Origin of the sequence: Radiobacillus sp. PE A8.2, assembly GCF_045635475.1 — a bacterium.
Taxonomy (GTDB): Bacteria; Bacillota; Bacilli; order Bacillales; family Amphibacillaceae; genus JBJGXI01.
The window spans coordinates 16,021-36,289 of record NZ_JBJGXI010000027.1 but is presented as its reverse complement, the minus strand read 5'-3'; the positions used below and the strand labels follow the sequence as shown (position 1 = coordinate 36,289).

At 38.3% G+C, this 20,269-nt stretch carries 17 protein-coding genes; 8 read left to right on the top strand and 9 right to left on the bottom strand.

The genetic code is table 11. The annotated features are described in order from the left end of the window. Positions 1-6 precede the first annotated feature (6 nt). Positions 7-708 (top strand): glycosyltransferase family 2 protein, encoded by a 702-nt coding sequence (locus ACI6MV_RS14820; protein WP_407271091.1) that lies wholly within the window; start codon positions 7-9, stop codon positions 706-708. A gap of 199 nt (positions 709-907) precedes the next feature. Here the strand turns inward: ACI6MV_RS14820 and ACI6MV_RS14815 are convergent, their stop codons facing one another. The 4 genes from ACI6MV_RS14815 to ACI6MV_RS14800 all read right to left on the bottom strand — a co-directional run bounded on the left by ACI6MV_RS14815 (position 908) and on the right by ACI6MV_RS14800 (position 6,381). Continuing rightward, positions 908-2,161, bottom strand: coding sequence for a BclA C-terminal domain-containing protein (locus tag ACI6MV_RS14815; protein WP_407271090.1), 1,254 nt, complete (start codon positions 2,159-2,161; stop codon positions 908-910). A 486-nt stretch (positions 2,162-2,647) separates the two neighbouring features. After that, positions 2,648-4,279, bottom strand: a complete 1,632-nt coding sequence (locus ACI6MV_RS14810) for a collagen-like triple helix repeat-containing protein (protein WP_407271089.1) — start codon at positions 4,277-4,279, stop codon at positions 2,648-2,650. A 463-nt stretch (positions 4,280-4,742) separates the two neighbouring features. Further along, positions 4,743-5,099: a hypothetical protein gene (locus tag ACI6MV_RS14805; RefSeq protein ID WP_407271088.1), complete on the bottom strand. Its 357-nt coding sequence runs from the start codon at positions 5,097-5,099 to the stop codon at positions 4,743-4,745. 409 nt (positions 5,100-5,508) lie between these two features. Continuing rightward, positions 5,509-6,381, bottom strand: coding sequence for a glycosyltransferase family 2 protein (locus ACI6MV_RS14800; protein ID WP_407271087.1), 873 nt, complete (start codon positions 6,379-6,381; stop codon positions 5,509-5,511). Between the two features lie 259 nt (positions 6,382-6,640). Here ACI6MV_RS14800 and ACI6MV_RS14795 point away from each other — a divergent pair, with 259 nt between their 5' ends. Further along, the gene (locus ACI6MV_RS14795) at positions 6,641-7,453 is read left to right on the top strand and encodes a CsxC family protein (RefSeq protein WP_407271086.1); all 813 of its coding nucleotides are present in this window, start codon (positions 6,641-6,643) and stop codon (positions 7,451-7,453) included. 103 nt (positions 7,454-7,556) lie between these two features. On the opposite strand, the gene ACI6MV_RS14790 is transcribed toward ACI6MV_RS14795, so the two are convergent. Beyond that, a complete protein-coding gene (locus ACI6MV_RS14790; RefSeq protein WP_407271085.1) occupies positions 7,557-8,807 on the bottom strand; it encodes a hypothetical protein in 1,251 nt (416 codons plus the stop codon). A 111-nt stretch (positions 8,808-8,918) separates the two neighbouring features. Beyond that, positions 8,919-9,689, bottom strand: coding sequence for a CsxC family protein (locus tag ACI6MV_RS14785; protein ID WP_407271084.1), 771 nt, complete (start codon positions 9,687-9,689; stop codon positions 8,919-8,921). Positions 9,690-9,918: 229 nt separating this feature from the next. Between ACI6MV_RS14785 and ACI6MV_RS14780 the strand changes: the two genes are divergently transcribed. Both ACI6MV_RS14780 and ACI6MV_RS14775 read left to right on the top strand, forming a co-directional pair. Beyond that, the gene (locus tag ACI6MV_RS14780; RefSeq protein WP_407271083.1) at positions 9,919-11,109 is read left to right on the top strand and encodes a ParM/StbA family protein; all 1,191 of its coding nucleotides are present in this window, start codon (positions 9,919-9,921) and stop codon (positions 11,107-11,109) included. Positions 11,110-11,114: 5 nt separating this feature from the next. Beyond that, on the top strand, positions 11,115-11,483 hold the full coding sequence (locus ACI6MV_RS14775) for a hypothetical protein (RefSeq protein ID WP_407271082.1): 369 nt from the start codon (positions 11,115-11,117) through the stop codon (positions 11,481-11,483). An 836-nt stretch (positions 11,484-12,319) separates the two neighbouring features. Here ACI6MV_RS14775 and ACI6MV_RS14770 read toward each other — a convergent pair. Further along, complete coding sequence (locus ACI6MV_RS14770; RefSeq protein ID WP_407271121.1) at positions 12,320-13,492, bottom strand: ROK family protein; 1,173 nt, start codon at positions 13,490-13,492, stop codon at positions 12,320-12,322. A 149-nt stretch (positions 13,493-13,641) separates the two neighbouring features. Between ACI6MV_RS14770 and xylA the strand changes: the two genes are divergently transcribed. After that, positions 13,642-14,967 (top strand): xylose isomerase, encoded by a 1,326-nt coding sequence (gene xylA, locus ACI6MV_RS14765; RefSeq protein ID WP_407271081.1) that lies wholly within the window; start codon positions 13,642-13,644, stop codon positions 14,965-14,967. Positions 14,968-15,105: 138 nt separating this feature from the next. After that, a complete protein-coding gene (xylB, locus tag ACI6MV_RS14760) occupies positions 15,106-16,605 on the top strand; it encodes a xylulokinase (RefSeq protein WP_407271080.1) in 1,500 nt (499 codons plus the stop codon). Between the two features lie 118 nt (positions 16,606-16,723). Here the strand turns inward: xylB and ACI6MV_RS14755 are convergent, their stop codons facing one another. Further along, positions 16,724-17,194, bottom strand: a complete 471-nt coding sequence (locus ACI6MV_RS14755; RefSeq protein WP_407271079.1) for a nucleoside deaminase — start codon at positions 17,192-17,194, stop codon at positions 16,724-16,726. A 190-nt stretch (positions 17,195-17,384) separates the two neighbouring features. Between ACI6MV_RS14755 and ACI6MV_RS14750 the strand changes: the two genes are divergently transcribed. Continuing rightward, complete coding sequence (locus ACI6MV_RS14750; protein ID WP_407271120.1) at positions 17,385-17,567, top strand: cold-shock protein; 183 nt, start codon at positions 17,385-17,387, stop codon at positions 17,565-17,567. An 89-nt stretch (positions 17,568-17,656) separates the two neighbouring features. Here ACI6MV_RS14750 and ACI6MV_RS14745 read toward each other — a convergent pair whose 3' ends face one another. Beyond that, a complete protein-coding gene (locus tag ACI6MV_RS14745; protein ID WP_407271078.1) occupies positions 17,657-18,106 on the bottom strand; it encodes an Lrp/AsnC family transcriptional regulator in 450 nt (149 codons plus the stop codon). Positions 18,107-18,600: 494 nt separating this feature from the next. Between ACI6MV_RS14745 and ggt the strand changes: the two genes are divergently transcribed. Next, entirely contained in the window at positions 18,601-20,220 is a 1,620-nt protein-coding gene (gene ggt, locus ACI6MV_RS14740) for a gamma-glutamyltransferase (RefSeq protein WP_407271077.1), read from the top strand. Positions 20,221-20,269 lie beyond the last annotated feature (49 nt).

Here is a 20,269-nt window from a genome sequence, read left to right as displayed (position 1 = left end):
GAAGGCATGAGTATACAACGAGAAGCGGGACTTGTTAGCATTGTGGTGACAAGCTTCAATAGAGAGCAATATTTAGACGAGTGTCTTGATAGCTTAATAGCGCAAACGTATCAAAATGTCGAAATTATTTTAATAGATGATGCATCAAGTGATAACACGATGAAAGTCTTCGAAGCATTTAGAAGTAAAGTAATAAAAGAAAATGATGGGATGAAGGACCGAATAACTGGTATAGCATTACCTTGGAATATAGGTCATGAAGGCGCAACTACTTTTGGCATGTTCCTGAGTAGGGGTGAATTTATTGCATTACAGGATTCTGATGATCTTTCGCACTCTAAACGAATAGAGAGAGAAATATCTTTTCTTAAAGAAAATCCAAACGTGGATATGGTTGGCGCGCAATATGCTGAATTTATCGATGTAAAAGATGGTGTCCTTCAAGGGTTGAGTGATGCTTCTAACTGGATGCAATATGGAGATGCTATTTTAGAGGTATATAAAAAGGGGTGGCATTGCATGGCCCATGGAACCTTGCTATTTCGCGCACATGCTTTTGATCGTTTAGGTGGCTATACAAGGAATTATGGGAAAGCAGCAGATTATGAGTTTATTAGAAAGTTTATTATGAATGGAGTGAAGGCGGACAATATTCCAGAGGTGTTGTATTATTACCGTAGGCATCATTTGCAGATGTCGCAACAGTAATTGTTAGATCATTAATTCAAATAATCTTATAGTTTAGTCAATTTAATAATACTGATTCTTCGCAATTTATATTCACAATAGTTGGGTTAGAACTTTCCCAAACTATATGTGGCTCTAAACTGATTAATTAAGTAATTATGAAATTGACTTAGTTGAGAAAATAGACCTAAACGCTGCAGTAGCGTTTAGGTCTATGGTCTTAAGGAGTGTCATCAATTTTAATAATTGATAGAGTAGCTCCAGCGCCAGTTTGTAAGGTAGCGGCGCCTAATAATCCGAATAGTTCTAGTGAAACAGTATCGCCGGCTGTAAGTGGTTCAATAAAGCTGCCGCTAAAGCTTGAAATAGAAATAACGGGGTTTATTACTGAAGTGTCAACAGGAGTCCCGTTTACTAGAATTCTAGATCCTAGTAGTAGGCTTGCTGTTGTGTTGATATTATATGATATATAATATCTTCCAGTCTCTGGCACAGTAAACTCCGTATCAGCACCGTTTGCTGTAAACCCATCTAGAGATTGCTCATCAGGTAACGGAACTTGTGTACCACCTAATACAACAGCTATCACAGCTCCACCAGTATTTGCCGCGAAAGCAGATGTTTCCGTAACAGCAGGTCCGGTAGCGCCTTGAAGCCCAGTAGCGCCTTGAAGCCCAGTAGCACCTTGAGGTCCGGTAGCACCTTGAGGTCCGGTAGCGCCTTGAGGTCCGGTAGCGCCTTGAAGCCCAGTAGCGCCTTGAAGCCCAGTAGCGCCTTGAGGTCCGGTAGCGCCTTGAGGTCCGGTAGCGCCTTGAAGCCCAGTAGCACCTTGAAGCCCAGTAGCGCCTTGAAGCCCAGTAGCACCTTGAAGCCCAGTAGCGCCTTGAGGTCCGGTAGCGCCTTGAAGCCCAGTAGCACCTTGAGGTCCGGTAGCACCTTGAGGTCCGGTAGCACCTTGAGGTCCGGTAGCGCCTTGAGGTCCGGTAGCACCTTGAGATCCAGTAGCGCCTTGAGGTCCGGTAGCGCCTTGAATCCCAGTAGCGCCCTGAAGCCCGGTAGACCCTTGAGGTCCAGTGGCACCTTGAATCCCAGTAGCACCCTGAGGTCCCGTAGGTCCAATATCTGATCCCAATAGTTCATCAGAAACAAGACGATGCGCAGTTACTAATTGTCCGGATGAATTTTGCCCCCAAACGGAAATCTCTGTTTCATCTTCAGCCAATCCACCAGTAGTAAATACGAATTCAAGTGCATTGAAGTTTGCGTAATAATTTTTGGAAATAACCTGATTCGGATTAACTACAATTAATTCACTGACATACAAAGACCTAGAACCATTCAAGTAATAACCCTGAATCAATACTGTGGAAGGATTCGTTGCACTTCGATTATCAAGCTTAACCGTCAACTGAGTAGTCGGTCTCACTCCACTTACAGGGTTGTTTTCAATGGGGCCAGTTGATAAAATTGCCAATTTTTTTCTGCCTCCTTTTTGTAATGTTAATTCATACTTATTCTAATGATCAGGTGTATGGGGTTTGTGATGTTTGCGTCGTGTGATGATGCAATTATAGAATTAAGTGAAAACAGATATAATTATGCTAGGTTATGGAGTTCATATAGAATAAGGATGATTTATAAAGATGAGCGAAGATCTTTATTAAAATATCTATCGTTCACCTTCCTTTTTATAATATTAAATATAAATGTTATTGATTGTACATGCGTCCCCGATTATCTGCGGATTTTCTTTTGAGGAATGGTCTAAAAAAAGATTTAATTAATTGCTAATCATTATTACGATTTGATAGCTTAGATTCTATAAACTTTAATAATGGAGAGATAATTTTGATTCTAGTGAATTTAATGATAGAGGCATCCTGTTAGAAAAACTAGGATGCCTTTCAATTAATTGTAAAATTATTAATGGAGTTGTAAGATTGGGAGATAACTTTTGTTATTATCGTTGATCTGAAATATCTGCTAAACTGTTATTCTCGCTTAATTCTGTTAACGGATCATAAGGTGCGCCTGTTGTTGTACCAATTAATAAAGCAATATCGGTAGCATTATCTGGGATACCCCATGAGTTTCCAGAAAAAGTGAAAATCGCACTATCAACTACATATCCTCGGGTGTTGTAAACCACATTATCTACGATAAAGCCTGTGGTATTGGGATTTAAATATGCTGGCTGACGCAATGAATAAAATATGTTGTTTTGAACTAATAAGTTAGTCATATTGCCAGCTTGCGTTACAAACCCCCTATTTACAACCCAACCGGTAGATGGTCCGGCTTGTGGTGGGCCAAAAATAACGTTGTTTGTGATTTTGTGGTTTGTTCCCCCTATTTGAATAAATTCCACTGCATATGGATTATCACTAGTGATTGTCAAGCGATCAATAGTGATCCCATTTCCAGTTACTAAAAAGGCGATAACTGCTGCTTGTAATTCAATAAATGTTCCTGAGTAACCTTGTAAGGTAATACCTGGCTTATTTACTGCTATCGTAGAAGAAATGGGATAAGTTCCTTGTAAAATATGAACTGTTCCGGTTTGTGATACCGCAGCAATTCCTTCTTGAATTGTTGCGAAAGGATTAGCCTGAGAACCATCACCACTTACAACATCAGATTTTACATATACTTGAAATGGATTCGGCTCTACAGATCCCTGAGGACCCGTAGGACCTTGAGACCCAGTAGCGCCTTGAGGTCCCGTGACGCCCTGAGGCCCGGTAGCACCTTGAATGCCAGTGGCGCCTTGAATACCCGTAGCGCCCTGAAGTCCCGTGACGCCTTGAGGTCCAGTAGCACCTTGAGGTCCAGTAGCGCCTTGAGGTCCTGTGACGCCCTGAGGCCCGGTAGCACCTTGAATGCCAGTGGCGCCTTGAATGCCCGTAGCGCCTTGAGGTCCCGTGACGCCCTGAGTCCCGGTAGCACCTTGAATGCCCGTAGCGCCCTGAAGTCCCGTGACGCCTTGAGGTCCAGTAGCACCTTGAGGTCCTGTGGCGCCTTGAATGCCTGTAGCACCTTGAATGCCCGTAGCGCCTTGAGGTCCTGTGACGCCCTGAGGCCCGGTAGCACCTTGAATGCCAGTAGCGCCCTGAAGTCCCGTGACGCCTTGAGGTCCAGTAGCGCCCTGAAGTCCCGTGACGCCTTGAGGTCCAGTAGCGCCTTGAATGCCCGTAACGCCTTGAGGCCCGGTAGCGCCTTGAGGACCAGTAGCTCCAATGTCAGAGCCTAGAAGTTCTTCCGATACAATGCGGTGAGCTGTCACTAGCTGTCCAGACCCACTTTTCCCCCAAACAGACACTTCCGTATCCGCTTCGGCAGCGCCACCAGTAGTGAAAACAAATTCAAATGCGTTAAGATTAGCAAAATAATTTTTTGTGATCGATTGATTAGGTGAAACTGCAATTAATTCACTAACATATAAAGACCTAGTCCCATTTAAACTATAGCCTTGGATTATCACAGTAGAAGAATTCAAGGAATTTTGATTATCAATCTTCACAGTTAATTGCTGAGTGGGTCTCACCCCACTAACAGGACTGTTTTCGATTGGTCCTGTCGATAGTATTGTCATAATTAATCTTTTCCTCCTTTACTATTTTTTGAAAAAACTACTTTATTCGCAACGGATTAATGCTCCTTTTATAAATGAAAAAAGTAGTCTGATCACTTTTTCGGTTATACTTGGACATTAACTATAAAACTGCAAAAGGTATAAACATACTTATAGTGAAAGTTCTCAGTGTTGTCCAATACCGATCTTTAATAGTTTATTCTTGTTTGTGGCTGAACGATTGAGTGTGCGTCCTATACTTTAGAGGGAATTTTATGTTTTTAATTTATTGTTAATTTCTCAGAGACATACTTAACAGCATTAAAGGAATAATTTATGAATAGAAATAAAGAATATAAGGAAGATGTATCGTTAGTATTCGCAAACGATACATCTTCCTACTTTTTATTATATGAACAAAGAGCTAGATAGACTAACTGACTATTTCATAAAAAATATTCAGCGATATCCTCCATACGTAATCCTACTGGCTATCTTCAATCTCATCAGCTACAAGACGGTGTGCATCTACAAGTTGACCAGATGCATCTTTACCCCAAACTGAGACTTCCGTATCAAATTCAGCTGCCCCTCCTGTTGTAAACACAAATTCAAATCCATCAAAGTTTGCAAAATAATTTTTTGAAACAACTTGATTAGGAGCTACTACAAATAACTCACTTACATACAAGGTTCTTGAACCATTTAAATAATATCCTTGTATTAAAATGGAAGAATAATCGACCGTATCCCGATTATCAATCTTAACCGTTACCTGTTGAGTAGGTCTAATACCATTTACGGGATTGTTTTCAATCGGGCCAGTTATTAAAAGTGCCATAAAAAATTCCCCCTTTAATTGGCGTGTAAAAGCACTGCGTTCTATTTGTTTTGTAATAGCTTATTAAATAAACGGCTGATCAATAGGAACAATAACCTGAGATTTGTCCAAAGTTTATGTTAGGAATAGAATGGAGGCGTATATTGAAACATTTGTTGGAAATTTGTTTAATCATTCAATAGACTAGAAAAAAAAGATTTGAGAAATAGTCGCTCTTTGTTCTGTATATACTATTCTTGTTTGAAATGATTGATTGAGTATAAGCCCTATGCGATAGTGGAATTCAATTTTGGAAATTAGCTAGTTGTACACTGCATTATAGTTTCGGAAACGTTTTGCTTCCTTCTTATAGGAAAAGGGAAAGAGAGTGAAGGATAATAGACTATGATGAATGGATATTTTAGTCTTGTTAGAAACTAATTTGAAACCTTTGAAAATACCAGTCATCATCATATTTCCGTTTTTGAAAGTAGACCTCTCGCTGCCGCAATACTCCATCCTTTACTAATTGATTTTCGATCCGGGTTTTCCTCCGAGATTGGATAAAGCTTTTGCATTTTTGTATACGATCGGCATTAAAATGTAAGTAAGCCATTCTTAGTAAATTGTAATAAATATCGTTATTACTGATCCTATAAGGATGACTTTTTCGGAATAAATGTAGGATGGTCACGTCCGGCTGTACATGACAACGGAAGCCAAATAACCATAGCTTTATAGAAAGCTCTACATCCTCATGCCCCCAAGTTTTAAACCTTGTTTCAAATCCTCCAACTGCATCGAAGACTTCTCTGTGCATAGCCAAACAGCCTCCAGGTAATACAGCTGTTTCAAAAAGGCTGGGCTGCTTCTTATTCCATATAGTTCGCAAAGCGCTGGTTAATGTTTGTCCATAGCCAATAACATCTGGCGACTGCATATCCGCTATTGCAGGTGTAACGGCATCTGTCTTTCCAGTAATTAACGGATCAATTAACCGATCAATCCACCAATTCTCAAAATTTAAGTGCGCATCACAAAAAATAAGATGCTCTCCTAAAGCTTTAGCCGCACCTAAGTTTCTTGCGTTAGCCGCACCGATACCATTTGTCTCGATAAGTTGAATTTTTTCTTTATAGGGATAGGTAGGAATAAAGCTACAGCACTGATCGTCTGATGCATCATTCACAATAATTGCTTCAAACAAATAATTCGATTCACATGAAAATAATGAATGTAAAGTACTTTGGACATTTTCCCCTTCATTCTTAACAGGGAAAATTATAGAAACACTTGGTTTCATCAATTTTCACCCCTTTTTTGTTATTTTAATAATGTATGGAAATAGTGAAATATTGTGTATCAGAATAGGTATAAATACTAGTTTAATAGTAAAGAGAAGGTTATTTGTAAAAAAAGGGTGATAGTCTAAGTACACTAGTCCATTCCACATAGTCATTTTTTACATATACCATTATTAGGTCAAAAGAAACCGTACTGATATCTACGCCTAGTAGAATTTGGGGACTTTTGATAATTAAAATTACTAAGGAGTGGAGTATATGAAGAAAAATACGGGCTGTGGCTCGAATAATTATGGTTGTCCACCTGGACCAAAAAATGATGTAGCACATTCAGAAAGCTTATTCAGTGAGTCAGAACAGTTTGCGGTTGCAGATACACTAGAGGATAGAGTTGTTCTTGGAGATGTGTTGATTCAAACTCTGGCAGAAGCAGAGATTCACCTTCCGACATATGCAACTGATATTAAACACATTAGAAAGAATGTACGTCTAACTCAGTGTAAAGCATTGCCTGTTGCAGGAAATCCAAATTTCGTTAAACTATTTGTTAAAGGATTCGTTCACAAAAATATCCAATACGCTGAAGATGGTGCTGGAGTAATTAAAGACTACAGTGTAGATGTTCCATTTGCAGCTTTCCAACAAGTAGAGCTAGCTAGTCCACTAGTATTCCCGTTTGGTGAATTTAGTGTGAAGGGTAACGTTCTTGAAAGAAGAGAAATCTCTAAGGATGGTATGGGTGCGGACCGTTGTAATTTTGGTTCCCTAACATTTGAAGTAAATAATGAGCCAGTAAAATGTAAATTACTTGCTTCTGCAGTAAACCAATGGGATATTCTTGAGCATTTTGATAATTGGGGTCGCTTTAATCAAATTACGGAAAAAATGGAAGTTATTCTTGTTCTTAAATTAACTCAATTACAACAAGATCCAGGAGTACCATTCCCAACTATTCCTCCAACTGGAAATGGTAATGGGGATGACTCTGATGATACAGCATTTTCATCTTCAACAGGAGCAATGTCAGAAACAGTCTATGACAGATTCAGAAGAATTGTCGGTGGACAATAAACAGTTATTAGACTAGTAAGTTAATATTTTCCTTTATAGACAGTTTATCCTGGGTAAAAAGGGTGTCTCAATGAGAGGCACCCTTTTTAAATTTTTTACACATTTAATGTAGTTCATCACCTAAGATTAAAGCAATATTCTGGCACTGCAGTAAATCAATTACTAATGACATACTCCCTTGAATATCTAACATGGATATACCTTTTTTAGTTTCCATTTTTTCATAAGAGACCACGTTAATGTGCTGGAGATTGAATTGAATATCCTGTGCATATTCTTCCGTATATTCGTAATGTGTTGTTTCATTACCGCCTGTAGAGAAGGTATATTCTTTTTCGTGTTTACTAGGCAGATCAGGTTTGTGGATCCAATCAATTTGTTTTGTAGCATCCCAAGGTACATGTAATTGAATCGATTCTAGTTTATTTTTCACATCCTCTGATACGTTATCAATGGTTGCAACTAAGATCCCTTCTAGAAATGCTGTATTAGATGATGTAGGCACATGCACGTTTAAAGAATGAAGTTTCCAACTAATTTTTTCTGCTTTTGAGACTAGTTTACCTAATGGATGGGAATCAAAGATATCGACAGTAACATGTAATTTAGCAAGTGAAATCGGGAGTTTTACATTAATTATTTTGTCTAGAATTTCATTTTCATTCTCAAACTTGTTTTTTTCCTGCTCTGTTTCTCCTATTTGTCCATTAGTAGATACAGCAGTTTCTTCCTCTTCTTCATGATTCATTGTTGCAGGTGGATTTTCCGCATCAACCGGATCATGCTCGCTGAATTCAACCTCGTTTTCCAAATCATCTTCATCTTCATAGTGATTAAATTGTGGTACTTCGTATAAATCGTCTCTGGTTTTTGCATCAGAAGTTATATCTGGCTCGATTTCTTGTTCATCTAATGTAGAATGATCCATTATGGTAGCGTCCTTATTCTGTATCTCATCAATATCATCATCCTGTGTAATGGCCGATTCCATTTCTTCTTCTGTTTGTAAATGAGGATCCGAAAACTCATTTTCTTTAAAATGTTGATCGGACAGGCCATCGGTTTCTTCTATATAATCCTCTTCATCGCTATAACCATTGGGGCAATGACATTCTTCCTGTTTATGTTGAAGAGTTGGATTTTCTGCTTCATTAACCTTAGCTTGTTCTTCTGTATAGGACTCTTCCACACTATACTGGCGGTCATCGACTTTAGGAGGAGGAAAAATTATCGGATTGGACACCTTTTTTTTTCTGCGCTTTTTAAAAGAAGGACAGGGGCGTGGTTTCCTCCTTACCATGTTATCAGTCTGCTGATTACCTCGATATATTTGTTGATTGCGATTTTTCTTCATAAACGTAATGAAAGGCGACGCTATAAGGGTGTAGCTCCCTTTCAAATTCCTCCTTCCTTAAGTCTTGTTTGACCTTATAAAGAGTGGACCAAAATAGTGGATAGTATTTAACTATTCCTCTTCTATATCATGATTATTGCAACAATCATTTGTAGAAGAAGATACGCGTGCTTGCTGATTTTGCAATAATCGTACTTTCAGATCAATTACCATTTTTTCCTCTACCTTTGTGAAATAGCCTTCCCCAACTGGAGCGTCTTTGTGGAGCGAAACACGATCAACTGCTTCATCCCACTCAATGATCTTGCTTGAAATTAACTCGCAAAACGGCAATTCGTTGTAAAATTGTGTGCTTTCCTGATGGAATTGTGAAAGGTCACTTGTTAGCAGTTCATCCTTTTCTGGATAACCTGAAGGCAATGGCTGTGCTACAAAAAAATCAAATTCTTCACGGCTGTTCACTTGTGGCATAACCGGCTTAGATAAAAACTTCTTCACTTCCGTTACACATTGAAATGGAACATCAACAGTATAGGAATGAAGATCTGATGCAATGGATGATTTTGTGTTTTGCTCAATGTCTTTACTTGGACTTGCATATTGGATGTTTTTACGAACAAATCCTTTAATAAAAAGTCTGTTTGTCGGAAGTAAAAGTCGGCATTGTGTTAATTTAACTCTTTTCTTAACATCTTTTATTTCCAAAACGGGTTCTGGAAATTTTATCATAGTATCTAAATCTAACTGTAAAGAAAGCTCAGATAGAACAACCGGAACTTTAGCGACGATTTTTCCAATACTTACATGTGGATGATGCGGCACACTTTCACAATCTTTACAATCAGATAGATGCTGGCTGTTTTCTTCGTATGAATCTGACATTTATCTATATCCTCCCTAAAAATCAAGATAATGCATCCTATGCAGGGCAAATGACTATGTATGGGCGCTTACCCATGGGCATGAGCGGAATTTTGTAATGGAAGCCTATAAACGGGATGAGAATCGTGTTTGAAAGGTAATGATTTGCAAATATTTATAAAAGTTAAGTGGGTACTAGCACAGGTTGCCTATAGTGGTGCATAGGATTGGAACAAGAGGAGGTTTATACATGGAGAAAAATAGTTTTCTTGCTGTCGATGTTGGAAACAGCTGGTATAAAGTGTTGGCTTCAGAAGATGGCATAGTAAATGAATATCAAATGCCAAATGCTGTCGCATTGTTCGATGAAGAATTTTATGAAAAACCATATGAGGAAGAAGATGTAGTTCTAGAAGAAAATCTAATTGTGGAAACTAATAGTCAAGCAATCGTAGATAAACGAGAAATTCATTATATAGGGAAGGCTGCAACAAGACAAAGAAATGTAAGTTTAACATCATTTAACAATCAGAAAGTTGATGAGGATCGGACATATGTTCTTTTGTTTGGAATTGCTGCATATCACGCGCTCCTATCAGCCCCTGATGAAACGAATATTAATTATCACATTGATCAGCTAGCTGTTTCCTTACCGACTACACAATATAAAGAGAAAAAAGAACTGTTGAAACAGCGTCTCATTGGCACACACACCATTATTTTTCACAAAGTTCCAGGCGTTGCTGAGCCGAAAGAAGTAGTAGTAAAGCTAATCATAGAAGATGTTATTGTAGGAGCAGAGGGGGCGTGTGCATTCTTAGGGATGACACGCGACCTGGATACGTTGGAAATTTGTGACGATGCACTGGTCAGGGATTCACGCAAAGGAATAATTATCGGAGACCTTGGCGGGGATTCTGTAGATTTTGTTGGGATTAAAAATAGTAAACCTGTAGCTTCTGTTGAAGGAGAGCCATTTGGCATCAATCAATTTCTAGACAATATAATTCAAAAAATTAGTAAAAATGAATTGTATAAATTTGATTCGAGGACAGAGTTGGAAGAAAAACTTGCTGCAGGACAATCTGAATGGTATGTTGAACCATTTGCTGGTGTCAGAAAAGATATAAGTAAATATGTAACACCACAATTAAAATCGATGGCCATTAAATACCTTGAACTATTCGATCGTGTCCGTAGCAGTTCTACTGAGGTAAAAGGTGCAGTAAGATACATTGCGGTTGGTGGCGCTGCTAAATTAGCACAACGTCAAATTCAGGAAGCGGCTGTGAAATGGGCAGAAAGAGGTCGTCCTATTGAACTATACTTTCCAGAGGATTTAGAAAAATTAAACGTGCTCGGTTTATTAGTATTAGCAAAGTTAAATCATCTAAGAAAGCAGCATACCCAGCCAGCCGAATTAGTATCGAATAAGGGTTGATTGTGATGTCTACTACCTATACTGATTATATTCATAAAGTCGCTGTTACGATGTTGGAAGAATACATTGATGTCAGAACAGGAGAAACCCATGAGGTTACTTCCATTGTACATGATCAAATTGCATATCATGCGGAAAATGGTACTTTAGGACATCTGGTTTTTTCAGCATTACATCACTTTCTTCATGGGAAACAAACAAGTCAAAAGAAAATCGATGAAATACTTTATCAGTTATCAGATATAAGAGCGATGATGGACCAAGGTTATACAACAAGTATAAGACCGACAGGTAAAACCACAAGTGTGCAAAAAAAAATAAATGGAGTCGATATAAAAGAAATTGATGATATATTAGAAGCGTTTGGTGGTTAGGCTTTATAAAAGCAAACAAATCCAATCAAGAAATCATCGGAAAGAGGTATAAAATGCAAGCATTTTATACCTCTTTTTTGTGGGCAAAAATTTAAAGGAGAAATATGAAGGTGTTATTAGATTAACTTAGGTGTGTGTTTTGGAGGGAGGATGTTTATCATACGATCATAGAGAAAATAATCTGTAGGACGGGACACGGATTGTATGGCAGTGCACTAGGTATTATGTACTTATGGGGTAGTAGACGAAAAGGCAAGTGTGTTTGACACCAGTTACCTGTTGATGGCGGGTTTATGGCGTATTCAGGAGTATAAGGTAATAACCTGGAATTGATAATTTAAATAGAGGTGATCACATGATTATTGGAGCGTGAGCGATTTCTACAGCACATATTGAGGCATATTTGAAATTTCCTAATGCGTGTGAAATCGTTGCGTTTGCTGACATTTATCCAAGGTCGTCGAGCCCCGGAAAGGATCGAAGCGGACACCAAGGAGCTTATTTCATTTTAAATTACAGATTTGATGATTTAGCGGACATGAGAGCACTTATCTACTAAAAATAGACAGAATTTCTGTGCCTTTTAGTTAAATAAGCGCGCTGGTGGCCGCACAATCCAAATAATGCCCTTTTTGTCACAAATAAGGACCCTGGAGGCCGCCGAGAATCACCGATCTTGTCTCTCAAGCTTTTTCTCTACTTTGCATCGAGCACTACGATGGATTTCACTTCAAATATGTAATTAAAAAGCAACAAAGTTTACGAAAAGAGCCATAGTTAAAACAAGGAGAAGTTTAGAAAGAATTCTCCTTGTTTTAACTATATGGCACATACATTCACTGTACTAAATCAACTTCTAGAAAATTATCAATCGCAAACGCTGCCACACCTAGAGCTGCCGAATGTGTCGTTAATGATGAAAAATTGATAATTAAATCATCTTGATGGAAGTTCAATGAATAATTGAAAATCCTGTTTTCCATCGAGGCTTTGATCCATGTATTAGAAGCTGCCATTCTGTTTCCAATAATAACTTGCTCTGGGTTAAAAGTATTAATAATATTGTTAATTCCGACACCTAGATAGGATCCAATATCATCGAGAAGATCAATGATTTGACTATGCCCTTGATGAGCTAACTCGTTAATCTTTTCCAATGTAATATCCTGATTATCTAGGATATCAAGTTCTTTGACCCTCTTTACTAAAGCCTGTTCGGAGGCATATAGCTCCCAGCATCCCCGATTTCCACACCGACATGCCAAGCCATTTACTTCTATCGTCATATGACCTAGTTCGCCTGAAAAGCCTTTGTTACCTTTATAAAGTTCACCGTTAAGAATTAAACCAACACCAATTCCGATACCAACACTCACATATATAATATTTTTATAACTTTGGCCAGCACCAAACATCTTTTCACCGTAGGCACCAGCATTTGCTTCATTTTCAATCGTAATTGGCAGGTTATATCTTTGATGGAGCACCTTACGTAAATTAATCTTTTTCCAACCAAGGTTTGGAGCTAGCAAAATAGTTCCTTCATTATCGACAATTCCAGGAACACCGATACCAATACCAACAATTCCATAAGCGCTTTTAGGAGCAGAAGCGATTAGCTCATCAATCGTTGCAAATAGTTTTTCAGTTATTTCTTCGTAAGATAAACTCGAAAATTCTATTTTTCTTTGAATTACTACATCTCCATTTAAATTAGTTAACATACCAAGTAAGTAATTAACACCTAAATCAAGACCTATGGAATATCCAGCAACTTCATTAAATAACAACATCATCGGGCGCCTGCCACCACTAGATTGTCCATGACCTGATTCAGTAATTAACTGCTCACTAAGTAACTCGCTAACTAACGAGGAAACAGTCCCTTTATTTAAACCGGTTACTTGCGCGATGTGCGCGCGAGAAATCGGAGCATGTTCTTTAATTATTTTTAATACAAGCGTTTTATTTTCTTTTTTTACAACATGTTGATTCCAAGTTTGATGCATCTGTAACAACTCACTTTCCTCTCGTTATTATACATTTAATTTATATTATTATAAACTTTGTTTATTCAATAGACAAAGTATCGGTTCGTTGTTATAATAGACTCATAGTTTGATCAATAAATATAATTAATAATAGGAGGTACATGAAAATGGCATACTTTGAAAACGTTAACAAAATTAAATACGAGGGACTAGATTCTAACAATCCACTTGCATTTAAATTTTACAACCCAGAAGAAAAAATCAATGGTAAAACGATGGAAGAATTTCTACGTTTTGGTGTTGCATACTGGCATACATTCACACAAGATTTAACAGATCCTTTTGGAAGTGGAACTGCGATTCGCCCGTGGAATAATTACACAGGCATGGATTTAGCAAAAGCACGTGTGGAAGCTTCATTTGAATTTTTCGAAAAAATTGGTGCTCCATATTTCTGTTTTCACGATATTGATATCGCTCCTGAAGGTGATAACTTAAGAGAAACGAACAAAAATCTTGATACAATCGTTGCGATGATTAAAGATTATCAAAAAGATAGCAAAGTAAAATTACTTTGGAATACAGCTAATATGTTCTCCCACCCACGTTGGGTGCACGGTGCTGCAACTACTAGCAATGCGGACGTATTTGCTCATGCTGCTGCTAAAGTTAAAAAAGGTTTAGAAGTTGGTAAAGAGCTTGGTGCGGAAAACTATGTGTTCTGGGGTGGACGTGAAGGTTACGAAACATTACTTAATACAGATTTGAAATTAGAGTTTGATAACCTTGGACGCTTCTTCCATATGGCTGTAGATTATGCGAACGAAATCGGCTTTGATGCACAATTCTTAATTGAACCAAAACCAAAAGAGCCAACAACACATCAATATGATTTTGATGTTCAATCTGGTCATGCATTTTTACAAAAATATGGCTTAGCAGACAAATTCAAATTCAACATTGAAGCAAACCACGCTACACTTGCAGGTCATACATTTGAACATGAATTACGCTATGCACGAATCAACGGTATGCTAGGTTCTGTTGATGCCAACCAAGGTGATCCATTATTAGGTTGGGATACTGATGAATTCCCTTCAGACTTATACACGATTACATTGGCAATGTATGAAATTATTAAAAATGGCGGTCTAGGATCAGGTGGACTTAACTTCGATGCGAAAGTAAGAAGAGGATCATTTGAGCCAGAAGATCTTTTCCATGCACATGTAGCAGGTATGGATCACTTTGCCGTAGGATATAAAGTTGCTAACAAATTAATTGAAGATCAAGTACTTGAAAATATTGTTGCAGATCGTTATAGCAGCTATAAAGAAGGTATTGGATTAGATATCGTAGAAGGAAAAACAGACTTCAAAAAGCTAGAAGACTATGCACTTAATCAAACAGAAATTAAAAACAAATCTGGTCGCTTAGAAGTTATTAAAGCAACAGTAAACCAATATTTATTACGTGCGTACGCAGGAGAATAATGTAAAGAAGAAATCAACCATCCATATAACCTGATATAGGGTATATGGATGGTATATGTTGTATTTAGATGCCATCGGGTTTAGGGAGTGCCTTGACTGGGTGGCGTTTTATTCTAACGAAAAAGAGGTGGAATTCCAATGAAATATGTAATTGGTGTCGATCTTGGAACAAGTTCTGTCAAGCTATTACTCGTAAATCAGAACGGTGAAGTAGCAAATGAAGTATCAAGATCTTACCCGTTAATTCAAGAAAAAACAGGCTACAGCGAGCAAGATCCGGAGCAATGGGTAAGTCAAACGGTTGTAGGATTATCTGAACTCGTGCGAGCCTTTGATGGTGACGTAAATGACATCGAAGGGATTAGTTTTTCCGGTCAAATGCATGGTCTAGTGCTGCTTGATGAATCAAATCAAGTACTAAGAAACGCAATTCTTTGGAATGATACGCGTACCACGAAACAATGTCAGGAAATCTATGAAAAAGTAGGAAAAGAACGATTTATTTCAATAACAAAAAACCTCGCATTAGAAGGCTTCACACTACCCAAAATTTTATGGGTAAAAGAAAATGAACCTTCCATTTATGAAAAAGTAAAAACGTTCGTTCTTCCTAAGGATTATTTACGTTACCGACTAACCGGAAAGCTGGAGATGGACTATTCAGATGCCGCTGGAACGAGCTTGTTAGATATAAGTTCTAAACAGTGGAGTACTGAAATTTGTGAACTGCTTGATCTTAATATCTCGATATGTCCACCGTTAGTTGATTCACATGAAAATGTTGGCAAAATTACCTCTGACATGTCCAAGCACACAGAATTATCTGAGTCTACAAATGTGTTCGCTGGTGGGGCAGACAATGCATGTGGTGCGATTGGCTCTGGCATCCTTTCAGAAGGGAAAACGTTTTGTAGTGTCGGTACTTCAGGTGTCGTCTTAACGTATGAGCAAACCGGTGATAAAGATTTTGAAGGCAAAGTTCACTATTTTAATCATGCTGCCCCAAATGCCTATTATACAATGGGTGTTACACTATCTGCGGGTCACAGTTTATCATGGTTCAAGGATGTGTTTGCCGAAAATGAAGATTTTGACACATTGTTGAAAGAAGTAGGCGATGTACCAGTTGGCGCAAATGGCTTGTTATTTACACCATACTTAGTCGGTGAAAGAACTCCACATGCAGATGCAACTATTCGTGGAAGCTTTATTGGTATGGATAGTTCACATAGAAAAAGAGACTTTGCTCGAGCAGTATTAGAAGGAATCACCTTTTCGCTACAGGAATCAATTGAGATATTCCGCAATAATGGCAAAACAATTGATAAGGTATACTCGATTGGCGGAGGAGCAAAAAATAAAGAATGGTTGCAAATGCAGGCAGATATCTTTGATGCTGAAATCGTTAAATTATCTAGTGAACAAGGACCAGGCATGGGTGCCGCAATGTTGGCAGCATATGGGTGTGGTTGGTTCCCTTCGCTTGAAGCGTGTGCAGATGTTTTTCTAGAAGAAGCTGAATCGTATCTGCCAATCAAGGAAAATGCGGCGCAATATAAGAAGTTATTTAGTGTTTATAAACAAGTATATAACAAAACATCGGATTTAAATGAACAGTTGATGGAATTTCGGAAGTAGCTAACATTACCTAACACATTTGGCTGAAAGCAAGAAGGTTCAATCAAATGTGTTAGGGAATTTAGATTAGGATGATTCTATATTACTTAAGGGTGTCATTGTACAATTGTGCACTCTATTAATATTCCGTCTTACCCTCCAGCTTTCCCCAAGTTTCAAAAGGAAGATTACGATCGCTTAGGTTAATAGCATAGAATGGGATTTTTCTATCTTCTTGTTTTTTTGCAATCTCTTCATAAATAAATGCGTCATCAAACCCACCGGCTGCGGCCAATTTTTGATCTGCTGCATAATATACTTTTTCTACTCTTGACCAATAAATTGCGCCAAGGCACATTGGACAAGGTTCACAGCTGGTATACAAAACACAATCTTGTAATTGAAAGCTACCGAGTTTTTGGCAGGCATCACGGATCGCTTGTACTTCTGCGTGGGCTGTCGGATCATTCGTCGAAGTGACTCTGTTTTTGCCAGTTCCGACAACTTCACCATCTTTAGAAACGACAATAGCGCCGAATGGCCCGCCCTGGTCTTTTACATTTTCTACGGCCAACGCAATCGCCTTGTTTAAATATTTTTCGTGATTCATTGTAAATCCCCCTTAAATTATGTTTATTTGAATTATCTGAAGACATTATGAGTATATTATGTTAAAGAAATATACATTTTTTTCGCAAAGGAATCATACTATTATAATTGTCGGTTTATTACGGCGATTTTATTTTTTTGCAAAAATAGGATATAATAAGAGTAATACCCAGAAAGGGGACTTGTTTATAATGGCCTACTATAATAATAAAAGAGAGCCTGTACCTGAAGTAAATACAATGGTATGGTCTTGTACCAGTGACTCTTGTCCAGGATGGATGAGAGAGTCATTTTCTTTTGAAGAGGTACCGAAATGCCCATTGTGTCAATCAGAGATGACAAAAGAAGAAAGAGTTCTTCCTAAGATAGACTAAGTCCATTGCGATTAAGAATAGAATAAAAAAGTATAAAGAAATTACCTTGGAGGCTTGTAATCAGAGCCTCTATTTATTTTGTCTTTAGGTTATAGTTTTAAGCCACTTCTACTCTTGAATCTGCGCAGTAGAATGTGACTTTCCACCCGAGTTATCCCTTTTAATCCATATAGTTCTTCATTAATGAATGATTCCAACTGTGCGAAATCCTTTACTAACACATGCATGTGTAAGGTACTAGGTCCAGTCATTTGATAACAGCTAGCAACAACGGGATTGTTCACGAGGCTTTCTGCCACCTCAACAAGATTAGCTGGTTCACAGTCAACTTCGAAAAAGGCAGAGACATTTTTGCCTACTTTTTCACTATTAACGATACAGGAAAATTTTTCAATTACGCCATCCGCGATTAGTTGATTTACTCGTGATCTGACAGCTACACGAGAAAGGCCAAGTTCTTTTCCAATATCGGTGTAAGACATTCTGCCATCTTGGATTAATAAATCTAAGATACTTCTGTCTGTATGATCAAGCTCCATGACGTGTTTATCTCCTTTCTAAATATAAAGGCTGTTTTTAAAGGAATTGCGGAAAATAGCTAATATCAGGCATAACTATATGGATAGTGCTTTCACCCGCTCCAGAAATACACTTTGCTTTCCGCGGGGGGCTTAGTGAGCCTCCTCGTCGCTCCCCGCGGAAAGCGAAGTATTCTGACAGAACGGTGTCAAAGTACGCACCATTATTATTAAAAAGTTACGTCGGATTTCACTTTAATCATGAACTATAAAAAGTACAAACTGTAGAAAGAGCGATTATTAAAAAGATAAAATCGGTTTATTTTTTCTGAATTTTCGATTATAATTTGTATAGCGGACTATCGAAAGTTAATAAAAAACATAAAAATGATTAACAAACGAATTATTTTCTATTATTGTATCAAACATTTGACGTGATTTCACTATTTTTCATTCTTTTGTAATTTTTTTCTGAATGATACAGTATTGGAATAATACCAAGGGGAGTTTTTACGATGAGTAAACCTACATTTGATCCGCATTATTATCCTTATGCATCACAACGTATGATGACCGTAGCAAACCGGGGAATGGTTGCTACATCGCAACCGTTAGCGGCACAGGCTGGGTTGGATATTTTAAAAAAAGGTGGTAATGCAATAGATGCAGCTATTGCAACAGCGGCAGCATTAACTGTTGTTGAGCCAACATCGAATGGCATAGGGAGCGATGCATTTGCTTTAGTTTGGACAAAAGGAGAGCTGCATGGCTTGAATGCGAGTGGCCCAGCACCTCAAGCTATTTCGATTGATAAAGTAAAAGAACGAGGGTATGATTACATCCCAAAACAAGGATGGATCCCGGTGACGGTACCAGGTGCGCCTGCCGGCTGGTTGGCTTTATCAGAACGGTTCGGAAAGCTTTCTTTAAAGGAAACATTAGAGCCTGCGATTAATTATGCTAAGAATGGTTATCCGATCTCGCCAGTATTGGCATACTATTGGAAAAAGGAATATGAAAAGTATTTGCCGTATGCAGATGATGAACAGTTTGCAGATTGGTTTGATGTGTTTGCGCCAAATGGTAAGATTCCGCAAGTTGGCGAGTTATGGAAGTCGCCAGATCATGCAAAAACATTAACCGCGATTGCGGAAACTGGAGCAAAGTCCTTTTATAAAGGAGAAATTGCTGATAAGATCGATGCTTTCTCCAAAAAACACAATGGCTTTCTCACAAAACAAGATTTGGAAAATTACAAGCCGGAGTGGGTAAGCCCGATTAACGTTTCCTACCGTGGCTATGATGTATGGGAGATTCCACCGAATGGTCAGGGACTAGTAGCACTGCTTGCTTTAAATACGTTAAAAGGATTTGATTTTTCTGAGAAAGATGCTGTAGCTACATATCATAAACAAATTGAAGCAATGAAACTAGCATTTGCTGATGGTAAAAAGTACATCACGGAATCGAAGCATATGACTGTTAACATAGATGCGTTACTTTCAGAGCAATATGCGGAACAACGTAGGATATTGATTGGAGATGAGGCATCTATTCCTGAAGCGGGTACACCACCAAAAAGCGGTACAGTATATTTGGCGACTGCCGATCAGGAAGGTAACATGGTCTCGTTCATTCAAAGTAACTATGATGGATTTGGTTCAGGGCTAGTTGTGCCAGGAACAGGTATCGCACTGCAAAATCGTGGTTGTAACTTCTCGTTGGATCCTGATCATGATAATGCACTTCAAGGCGGTAAACGTACATACCACACGATTATTCCTGGATTTTTAACGAAGGGCGATCAAGCGGTTGGTCCGTTCGGTGTAATGGGAGGCTTTATGCAACCCCAGGGGCATGTACAAGTAATTATGAATATGATTGATTTTCAATTAAATCCACAAGCAGCATTGGATGCACCGCGCTGGAACTGGCCAGAAGCAAAGCGTGTGATGGTTGAGCCTGATTTTCCTAAACACATAGCAGATGGGTTAGAACGGTTAGGACATCAAATCGAATATACATTAGATAAATATACGTTTGGAAGAGGCCAGATCATCTGGCGTGATCCGGATACAGGTGTGTTATATGGTGGAACGGAAAAACGCACAGATGGTTTAATTGCAGCTTATTAATGGCGTCAATTTCATAAATTACTCAGCTTTTTAGAAATAAATTGATTAA

Bases quoted from the DNA above. Each gene is read 5' to 3' on its own strand.
- ACI6MV_RS14800 (WP_407271087.1), bottom strand. From the start codon at position 6,381: ATGAAACCAAGTGTTTCTATAATTTTCCCTGTTAAGAATGAAGGGGAA.
- ACI6MV_RS14790 (WP_407271085.1), bottom strand. From the start codon at position 8,807: ATGAAGAAAAATCGCAATCAACAAATATATCGAGGTAATCAGCAGACT.
- ACI6MV_RS14785 (WP_407271084.1), bottom strand. From the start codon at position 9,689: ATGTCAGATTCATACGAAGAAAACAGCCAGCATCTATCTGATTGTAAA.
- ACI6MV_RS14810 (WP_407271089.1), bottom strand. From the start codon at position 4,279: ATGACAATACTATCGACAGGACCAATCGAAAACAGTCCTGTTAGTGGG.
- ACI6MV_RS14775 (WP_407271082.1), top strand. From the start codon at position 11,115: ATGTCTACTACCTATACTGATTATATTCATAAAGTCGCTGTTACGATG.
- ggt (WP_407271077.1), top strand. From the start codon at position 18,601: ATGAGTAAACCTACATTTGATCCGCATTATTATCCTTATGCATCACAA.
- xylA (WP_407271081.1), top strand. From the start codon at position 13,642: ATGGCATACTTTGAAAACGTTAACAAAATTAAATACGAGGGACTAGAT.
- ACI6MV_RS14795 (WP_407271086.1), top strand. From the start codon at position 6,641: ATGAAGAAAAATACGGGCTGTGGCTCGAATAATTATGGTTGTCCACCT.
- ACI6MV_RS14770 (WP_407271121.1), bottom strand. From the start codon at position 13,492: ATGCATCAAACTTGGAATCAACATGTTGTAAAAAAAGAAAATAAAACG.
- ACI6MV_RS14755 (WP_407271079.1), bottom strand. From the start codon at position 17,194: ATGAATCACGAAAAATATTTAAACAAGGCGATTGCGTTGGCCGTAGAA.
- ACI6MV_RS14805 (WP_407271088.1), bottom strand. From the start codon at position 5,099: ATGGCACTTTTAATAACTGGCCCGATTGAAAACAATCCCGTAAATGGT.
- ACI6MV_RS14780 (WP_407271083.1), top strand. From the start codon at position 9,919: ATGGAGAAAAATAGTTTTCTTGCTGTCGATGTTGGAAACAGCTGGTAT.
- ACI6MV_RS14820 (WP_407271091.1), top strand. From the start codon at position 7: ATGAGTATACAACGAGAAGCGGGACTTGTTAGCATTGTGGTGACAAGC.
- xylB (WP_407271080.1), top strand. From the start codon at position 15,106: ATGAAATATGTAATTGGTGTCGATCTTGGAACAAGTTCTGTCAAGCTA.
- ACI6MV_RS14750 (WP_407271120.1), top strand. From the start codon at position 17,385: ATGGCCTACTATAATAATAAAAGAGAGCCTGTACCTGAAGTAAATACA.
- ACI6MV_RS14745 (WP_407271078.1), bottom strand. From the start codon at position 18,106: ATGGAGCTTGATCATACAGACAGAAGTATCTTAGATTTATTAATCCAA.